This window comes from Inquilinus sp., assembly GCF_039594555.1.
Lineage (GTDB): Bacteria > Pseudomonadota > Alphaproteobacteria > DSM-16000 > Inquilinaceae > Inquilinus.
Genome location: NZ_JBCNNF010000327.1, coordinates 1 through 7,686, shown reverse-complemented (window position 1 = coordinate 7,686; position 7,686 = coordinate 1). Strand labels below are relative to the sequence as shown.

Genomic DNA, 7,686 nt, shown 5'->3' with positions numbered 1-7,686 from the left:
TTTCGCTCCCCTCCCGTGTCATTGCCGGGCTTGACCCGGCAATCCAGAAGGTGTCGACGCTCTCTGGATGCCCGGGTCAAGCCCGGGCATGACAGGTGGGAGTGATGCGCGTTTCCTGCATATAGCACCTGCGCAGCGCTCGAAGCTTGCTTCAGGGCTTGCCGCCACCCTTCGTTTCGCACGGAACGGCCACGCCCTCGCTGGTATCATCCCTGACGGACGCCACGCCAGGAGAGCAGCATGGGCCCCTATCCGCACGACGCCCCGCCGGCCGAGATCACCGAGTCCAACCCGATGGGGACGGACGGGTTCGAGTTCGTCGAATACGCCTCCTCCGAGCCGGAGAAGCTGGGCGCGCTGTTCGAGACCATGGGCTTCGTCCCGGTGGCGCGGCACAAGTCGAAGCGGGTGACGCTGTACCGCCAGGGCGACATCAACTTCATCGTCAATGCCGAGCCCGAGAGCTTCGCCAGCGACTTCGCCCGCAAGCACGGCCCCTGCGCCTGCGCCATGGCCTTCCGCGTCGCCGATGCCGACCACGCCTTCAAGCGCGCCGTGTCGCTGGGCGCCAAGCCGGTCGAGAGCCGGGTGAATGCCGGCGAGCTGCGGATCCCGGCGATCGAGGGCATCGGCGGGTCGCTGCTGTACCTGGTCGACCGCTACGGCGCCAAGGGGTCGATCTACGAGGTCGATTTCGACTGGATCGGCGATGCCGAGCCGCACCCCGAGCCCGCCGGCCTCTACTATGTCGACCACCTGACCCACAATGTGCATCGCGGCCAGATGGATGTCTGGGTCGATTTCTACAGCCGGCTCTTCAACTTCCGGCAGATCCGCTATTTCGACATCAGCGGCAAGCTGACCGGCCTGTATTCCCGCGCCCTGACCAGCCCGGACGGCAAGATCCGCATCCCGATCAATGAGAGCGCCGACGAAAAGAGCCAGATCGAGGAATATCTGCGCGCCTACAAGGGCGAGGGCATCCAGCATGTGGCGCTGGGCAGCCGCGACATCTATGCCTCGGTCAGCCAGTTGGACCGCAACGGCCTGGCCTTCATGCCGGCCCCGCCCGATACCTATTACGACAGGATCGACACCCGGCTGCCGAAGCACGGCGAGCCGGTCGAGAGGCTGCGCGAGCTGGGCCTGCTGATCGACGGCGAGGGCGTGGTCGAAGGCGCGCACACCAAGGTGCTGCTGCAGATCTTCTCGCAGACCGTGATCGGCCCGATCTTCTTCGAGTTCATCCAGCGCAAGGGCGATGACGGCTTCGGCGAGGGCAATTTCCGCGCCCTGTTCGAGAGCATCGAGGAAGACCAGATCCGGCGCGGCGTGCTGTCGGCCGACGGCCACCAGGCGGCGTGACCGGCAACCCGTTCGCGCCGCCGGAAGACGGGCCGGCCTGGCGCCGGCATCCGCACGCCCCGGCGCCGGGCACGGCGCTAGGCCGGATCGAGGAGATCGAGGATCCCGGCATGCGGGCGCTGAGCTTCGGCTCTGGCCGCCGGGTGTTCTCGATGCTGCTGGTCCGGCACGGCGGCGCGGTGCGCGCCTTCCTCGACGCCTGCCCGCATGCCTGGCTGCCGCTGACCTGGCGCGGCGGCAGCGTGCTGAGCGCCGACGGCCGGCGCCTGGTCTGCAGCAACCACTTCGCCGAATTCGACTCCGCGAGCGGTCAGCCGGTCTCCGGCCCCGCCGATTGCGGGCTCGACCTCCTGCCGGTGCGGCTGGAGCCTGACGGCATGATCGTGATGGGATGAGGCTGCCGGCCGGGGATGGTAAGGAGACCTGAACTCCTCAGGACACTCCCATGCTGACCGGCAAGACCATCATCGTCACGGGCGCCGCCTCCGGCATCGGCGCCGCGACCGCGCGGCTGGTGCAGACCTGGGGCGGCCGCGTCATCGCCGTCGACCGGCACGAGCCGGCGGATGCGGTCGACGCCTTCTTCCGCGCCGACCTGTCCGACCGCGCCACGGTCGACGCGCTGGTGGCGGCGCTGCCGGATGGCGCGCACGGTTTGGCCAACATCGCCGGCGTGCCGCCGACCCGGCCGGCCGCGGAGGTCCTGCGGGTCAACCTGATCGGGCTGAAGCACCTGACCGCCGGGCTGGTGCCGAAGCTGGCCGACGGCGCCGCGATCGTGAACCTCGCTTCCCTCGCCGGGCTGGACTGGGCCGAGTCCCTGCCCGCCATCCGCGACAGCGAGGATCTCGGCTTCGAGGAGGTCGAGGCCTTCTGCGAGCGGCACGGCATCGCCGGCGCGCGCAGCTACTTCTTCGCCAAGGAGGCGCTGGTCGCCTGGACCCACCGCAACCGCTGGACCTGGCGCGACCGCGGCATCCGCATGAACGCGGTCAGCCCCGGCCCCATCGACACACCGATCCTGCCCGATTTCCTGGCCAGCTTCGGCGATCGGGCGCGGGCGGAGATGGCGGTGATGGACCGGCCGGGCCGGCCGGAGGACATCGCTCCGGCGGTCGCCTTCCTGCTGTCCGACGCCTCGGCCTGGATCCGTGGCGCCAATGTGCCGGTCGATGGCGGGATGCACGCCTACGTCCAGGCCCGCCGCCACGGGCTGTAGACGGAGCCACGCCGAGCGGATCGCACCGTCGTGTTGCCTCTCCCGCTTGCGGGAGAGGCAACACGAGAAGACGCCCGGCAACCCGTCGGCCCGAGGCAATCAAGGTCAGGCGCGCGGCACCGCCAGCGCGATCCCCCGCGCGGCCTCCTGCAGCGCCGGCAGGAAGCGGTCGCGCATCTCCCCTGCCCCGACGCGCGAGGCCGGCGCGCTCATGTTGATCGCCAGCCCCCCGGCGGAGATGCCGCCCGGCACCGCGACGGCGATCGAGCTAAGCCCGGTCTCCAGCTCCTCCGACACCAGGGCGTAGCCGCGGCCGCGCACCTCGGCTAGCCGCGCCGCCAGGGCCGCGCGGGTGGTCAGCGTGTGTTCGGTGAACCGCTCCAGCACGGCCGAGTCGAGATACCGCTCCAGCTCGCGCGGGTGCAGCGCCGCCAGCAGCGCCTGGCCCATCGAGGTGGCGTGCGCCGGCAGCCGTGTGCCGACGCCGAGCCCGACCGTCATGATCCGGTGCGCCGCCGGCGACCGGGCGACATAGGTGATCATGGTGCCGTCCAGCATGGCGGCGGAGGCCGATTCGCCCAGGATCCGCGTCAACCCCAGCAGTGCGTCGCGCACCCGCTCGATCTCGCCCATGCCGGACAGGAAGCTGTGGCCGAGCGACAGGATCGCCGGCGTCAGCTCGAAATGCTTGCCGTCGCTGCGGGCATAGCCGGCCTCGCACAGGGTCAGCAGGAAGCGCCGCGCCGCCGCCCGGGTCAGGCCGGTGCGCTCCGCCGCCTCGGTGATGGTCTGCCGCCGGTGGCCCGCGCCGAAGCTGCTGATGATGTCGAGCCCCTTGCGGAACGAGACGACCTGTTCGCCGCGCAGCCTGTCCTCCCTGGTTTGTTCGCTGAACGAACAAGATTGCCGCTATGCGCACAAATTCTTGACCGCATCCGGGCTCGGGCACAAGAGATCAGGCAGGCAAGAAGAACGGGGAGGCGTCCGGGATGACCAGCAGCGTCACCGTCCCGCGGGATGGGCAGCGCCGTAGCCGGCCGCGTGCCGGCGGGTGCATGATCCCGATCGGCCCGAGGCCCCGGCCCGGTCGACCCCGCACCTGACGAGATCGAGGACAGCCGCATGGTCGCATCCACCTCCGAGGACCGCCCGCCGCGCCCGTCATCCGCCGCCGCCATCGCGGCGATGAGCACCCGCGACCGCATCGTCGCGATCGTCGGCAGCTCCTCCGGCAACCTGGTGGAGTGGTACGATTTCTATACCTACGCCTTCACCTCGCTGTACTTCGCCAGCGCCTTCTTCCCGAAGGGCGACCCGACCAGCCAGCTCTTGAACACCGCCGGCATCTTTGCCGCCGGCTTCCTGATGCGGCCGATCGGCAGCTGGCTGTTCGGCTGGATCGCCGACAAGCACGGCCGCCGCACCTCGATGATGCTGTCGGTTCTGATGATGTGCGCCGGGTCGCTGGCGATCGCGGTGCTGCCGACCTATGAGAGCATCGGCGCGGCGGCCGGGTTCCTGCTGCTGGTCGCCCGGCTGGTGCAGGGCCTGTCGGTCGGCGGCGAATACGGCACCAGCGCCACCTATATGAGCGAGGTGGCAGCGCGCCGGCACCGCGGCTTCTTCGGGTCGTTCCAGTACGTCACCCTGATCGGCGGCCAGCTGCTGGCGACGCTGGTCGTGGTGATCCTGGAATTCTCGCTGTCCGGCGACGAGATCCGGGCCTGGGGCTGGCGCATCCCCTTCGTGGTCGGCGCCGCAGCGGCGGTCGTCGCCCTCTATCTGCGGCGGTCGCTGATCGAGACCAGCTCGGCCGAGGTGCGCAAGTCGAAGGAGGCGGGGACGATCGGCGCCCTGTTCCAGCACCCGCGGGCCTTCCTGACCGTGCTGGGCTTCACCGCCGGCGGGTCGCTGATCTTCTACACCTACACCACCTACATGCAGAAATACCTGGTCAACACCGCCCATCTGGACACGAAGACGGTGAGCCTGGTGATGGCGGCGGTGCTGTTCGTCTACATGGTGGCGCAGCCGGTGTTCGGCGCCCTGTCCGACCGCATCGGCCGGCGCAACAACATGCTGCTGTTCGGGGCGCTGACGACGCTGACCACGGTGCCGCTGCTCGGCGCCATCGGCACGGTGACCAGCCCCTACGCCGCCTTCGGGCTGATCCTGTGCGGCCTGGCGGCGGTCAGCTTCTACACCTCGATCAGCGGGCTGGTGAAGGCCGAGCTGTTCCCGATGGCGGTGCGCGCCTTGGGCGTCGGCCTGTCCTATGCCATCGCCAACGCCGCCTTCGGCGGCAGTGCCGAATACGTGGCGCTGTGGCTGAAGGACGCCGGGGTTGAGGGCTGGTTCGCCTGGTACGTCACCGGGATGTGCGCCATCGCCTTCATCGTCGCCATCCTGATGCCGGACAACCGGCGCGAGAGCCTGATCGAGGACAACTGATCCACCGGCGGGAGCAACCCGCCGGTCATCGACAAAACGGGGAGAGCCAAGATGCATCGACGACACTTCACCCTGACCGCTGCCGCTGTCGGCGTCGCCCTGCTGGCGGCCTGGCCCGCCGCGGCCGAGGACACGGTCAGGATCGGCCTGATCCTGCCGATGACCGGCCCCTCCGCCTCCACCGGGCGGGAGATCGAGGCGGCCGCGCGGCTGTATCTCCAGCAGAACGGCGCCACCGTCGCCGGTAAGACGGTGGAGCTGATTGTCAAGGACGACACCGGCACGGCCGACGTCACCAAGCGCCTGGCGCAGGAGCTGGTGGTGAAGGACAAGGTGGCGGTGCTGGCCGGCTTCGGCCTGACCCCGTTGGCCGCCGCGGCAGCGCCGATCTCCACCCAGGCCAAGGTGCCGCAGGTGATCATGGCCGCCGCCACCGCGGTGACCACCGAGGCGTCGCCCTTCATCGTCCGCACCAGCTTCACCCTGCCCCAGGTCACCGTGCCGCTGGCCGATTGGAGCGCCCAGAACGGCATCAAGACCGTGGTCACGCTGGTCAGCGACTACGCCCCCGGCCTGGACGCGCAGAAGGCCTTCGCCGAACGCTTCGGCAAGGCCGGCGGGACGGTGGTGGAGCAGCTGCAGGTGCCGCTGAAGAACCCGGATTTCGCGCCCTTCCTGCAGCGCGTGGCCGATGCCAAGCCGGATGCGGTTTTCGTCTTCGTGCCCTCGGGCTTCGGCGCCGTGTTCATGAAGCAGTTCGTCGAGCGCGGGCTGGACAAGTCCGGCATCCGGCTGATCGCCACCGGCGACGTGACCGATGACGAGCTGCTGGACAAGATCGGCGACGTGGCGCTGGGCACCATCACCACCCACCATTATTCCGCGGCGCATGACAGCCCGGAGAACAAGGCCTTCGTCCAGGCCTTCCAGGCGGCCAATGCCGGGCTGCGGCCGAACTTCATGGCGGTCGGCGGCTATGACGGCATGCACCTGATTTTCGAGGCGCTGAAGAAGACCGGCGGCGCCACCAACGGCCAGGCCCTGGTCGACGCCATGAAGGGCATGAGCTGGACCAGCGTCCGCGGCCCGATCACCATCGACCCCGACACCCGCGACATCGTCCAGAACGTCTATGTCCGCAAGGTCGAGAAGCGCGACGGCGCCCTCTGGAATGTCGAGTTCGCGACCATCGAGGCGGTGAAGGACCCGGTCAAGGCCGCGAAGTAGGCATGGCGACGATCCTGTTCGACGGCATCGCCTACGGCATGCTGCTGTTCGTGCTGGCCTGCGGCCTGTCGGTGACGCTGGGGCTGATGAACTTCATCAACCTGGCGCATGGCGCCTTCGCCATGCTCGGCGGCTATGTCACCGCGATCCTGATGAGCCGCTGGCAGGCGCCGTTCTTCCTGTGCTTGCCGGCGGCCTTCCTGGCCGCGGCCGCGGTCGGGCTGGTGCTGGAGCGGACGCTGTATCGACAGCTGTATCGCCGCAGCCATCTCGACCAGGTGCTGTTCTCGATCGGGATCGTGTTCATGGCCATAGCCGCCGCCGACTATCTGATGGGGTCGGAGCAGCAGATCATCCAGTTGCCCGACTATCTGCGCGGCCGGGTCGAGGTGCTGGGCGTCGGCATCGGCATCTACCGCGCCCTGATCATCGTCATCTGCGGCATGCTGGTGCTGGCGCTGCAAGGGGTGCTGGCCTACACCCGCTTCGGCAGCCGGCTGCGTGCCGCCGTGGATGATCCACGAGCCGCGCGGGGCCTGGGCATCCGGGTCGACACCGTCTTCGCCGCCACCTTCGCCGTCGGCAGCGGCCTCGCCGGGCTCGGCGGTGCGCTGGGGGCCGAGATCCTGGGCGTCGACCCGACCTTCCCCTTGAAGTATATGATCTATTTCCTGATCGTGGTGACGGTCGGCGGCACCTCCAGCCTGACCGGCCCGTTCCTGGCGGCGCTGCTGCTGGGCATCGCCGATGTCGCCGGCAAGTACTATGTCCCCGCCGCCGGCTCCTTCGTCATCTACACGGTGATGATCGTGGTGCTGCTGCTGCGGCCGCAGGGCCTGTTCGCGCGCGGAGGCGGCAGGTGACGGCGGCCCCGCTCTCCTCCGCCACGCCCCAGCCGCTGCGCCTGGCCGTGTCCCGTGCCCGCTGGCGGTGGCCGGAGGCGGTGTTCTGGCTGGCCGCGCTGGCGGCGCTATTCCTGCTGCCGGACCAGCATCTGATCCTGAACGAGATCGCGATCCTGACGCTGTTCGCGCTCTCGCTCGACCTGATCCTCGGCTATGCCGGCATCGTCTCGCTCGGCCATGCCGCTTTCTTCGGCCTCGGCGCCTATGTCGCCGGGCTGCTGACCATCCATGTCGCCGGCGAGCCGCTGCTCGGCCTCGCGGCCGCCGCGGTCGCCGGCGCCGTGCTGGGCTTCGCCACCGGCTTCCTGGTGCTGCGCGGCAGCGACCTCACCCGTCTGATGGTCACGCTCGGCATCTCGCTGCTGCTGTTCGAGATCGCCAACCAGGCCGCGGGCCTCACCGGCGGCGCCGACGGGCTGAACGGCATGGCGGTCCGCCCGATCCTGGGCTGGTTCGAGTTCGACCTGTACGGCACCACCGCCTATGCCTACAGCCTGGCGGTGCTGTTCGGGCTGTTCC

The 7,686-nt window shown here is 69.4% G+C and carries 8 protein-coding genes; 7 read left to right on the top strand and 1 reads right to left on the bottom strand.

The window, feature by feature from the left end; translation table 11 throughout:
• Positions 1–240: 240 nt before the first annotated feature.
• Genes hppD through ABDW35_RS27115 form a run of 3 tightly spaced genes read left to right on the top strand, consistent with a single transcriptional unit; the run spans position 241 to position 2,584 of the window.
• Positions 241–1,365, top strand: coding sequence for a 4-hydroxyphenylpyruvate dioxygenase (gene hppD / locus ABDW35_RS27125; protein WP_343716972.1), 1,125 nt, complete (start codon positions 241–243; stop codon positions 1,363–1,365).
• Entirely contained in the window at positions 1,362–1,760 is a 399-nt protein-coding gene (locus ABDW35_RS27120; RefSeq protein ID WP_343716971.1) for a Rieske (2Fe-2S) protein, read from the top strand. Before hppD ends, ABDW35_RS27120 begins: the two co-directional genes overlap by 4 nt.
• A gap of 50 nt (positions 1,761–1,810) precedes the next feature.
• Positions 1,811–2,584 carry a coniferyl-alcohol dehydrogenase gene (locus ABDW35_RS27115; RefSeq protein WP_343716970.1) on the top strand — a complete coding sequence of 258 codons (774 nt, stop codon included), beginning with the start codon at positions 1,811–1,813 and terminating at the stop codon, positions 2,582–2,584.
• A gap of 105 nt (positions 2,585–2,689) precedes the next feature.
• Here the strand turns inward: ABDW35_RS27115 and ABDW35_RS27110 are convergent, their stop codons facing one another.
• Positions 2,690–3,217 (bottom strand): IclR family transcriptional regulator C-terminal domain-containing protein, encoded by a 528-nt coding sequence (locus ABDW35_RS27110; RefSeq protein WP_343716969.1) that lies wholly within the window; start codon positions 3,215–3,217, stop codon positions 2,690–2,692.
• A 489-nt stretch (positions 3,218–3,706) separates the two neighbouring features.
• Between ABDW35_RS27110 and ABDW35_RS27105 the strand changes: the two genes are divergently transcribed.
• The 4 genes from ABDW35_RS27105 to ABDW35_RS27090 form a co-directional block, all read left to right on the top strand.
• Positions 3,707–5,035 (top strand): MFS family transporter, encoded by a 1,329-nt coding sequence (locus ABDW35_RS27105; protein ID WP_343716968.1) that lies wholly within the window; start codon positions 3,707–3,709, stop codon positions 5,033–5,035.
• A 51-nt stretch (positions 5,036–5,086) separates the two neighbouring features.
• Positions 5,087–6,262, top strand: a complete 1,176-nt coding sequence (locus tag ABDW35_RS27100) for an ABC transporter substrate-binding protein (RefSeq protein WP_343716967.1) — start codon at positions 5,087–5,089, stop codon at positions 6,260–6,262.
• A gap of 2 nt (positions 6,263–6,264) precedes the next feature.
• Positions 6,265–7,125, top strand: coding sequence for a branched-chain amino acid ABC transporter permease (locus ABDW35_RS27095; RefSeq protein ID WP_343716966.1), 861 nt, complete (start codon positions 6,265–6,267; stop codon positions 7,123–7,125).
• The coding region (locus ABDW35_RS27090; RefSeq protein WP_343716965.1) for a branched-chain amino acid ABC transporter permease at positions 7,122–7,686 on the top strand (565 nt) is incomplete at its 3' end. The genes ABDW35_RS27095 and ABDW35_RS27090, both read left to right, overlap by 4 nt.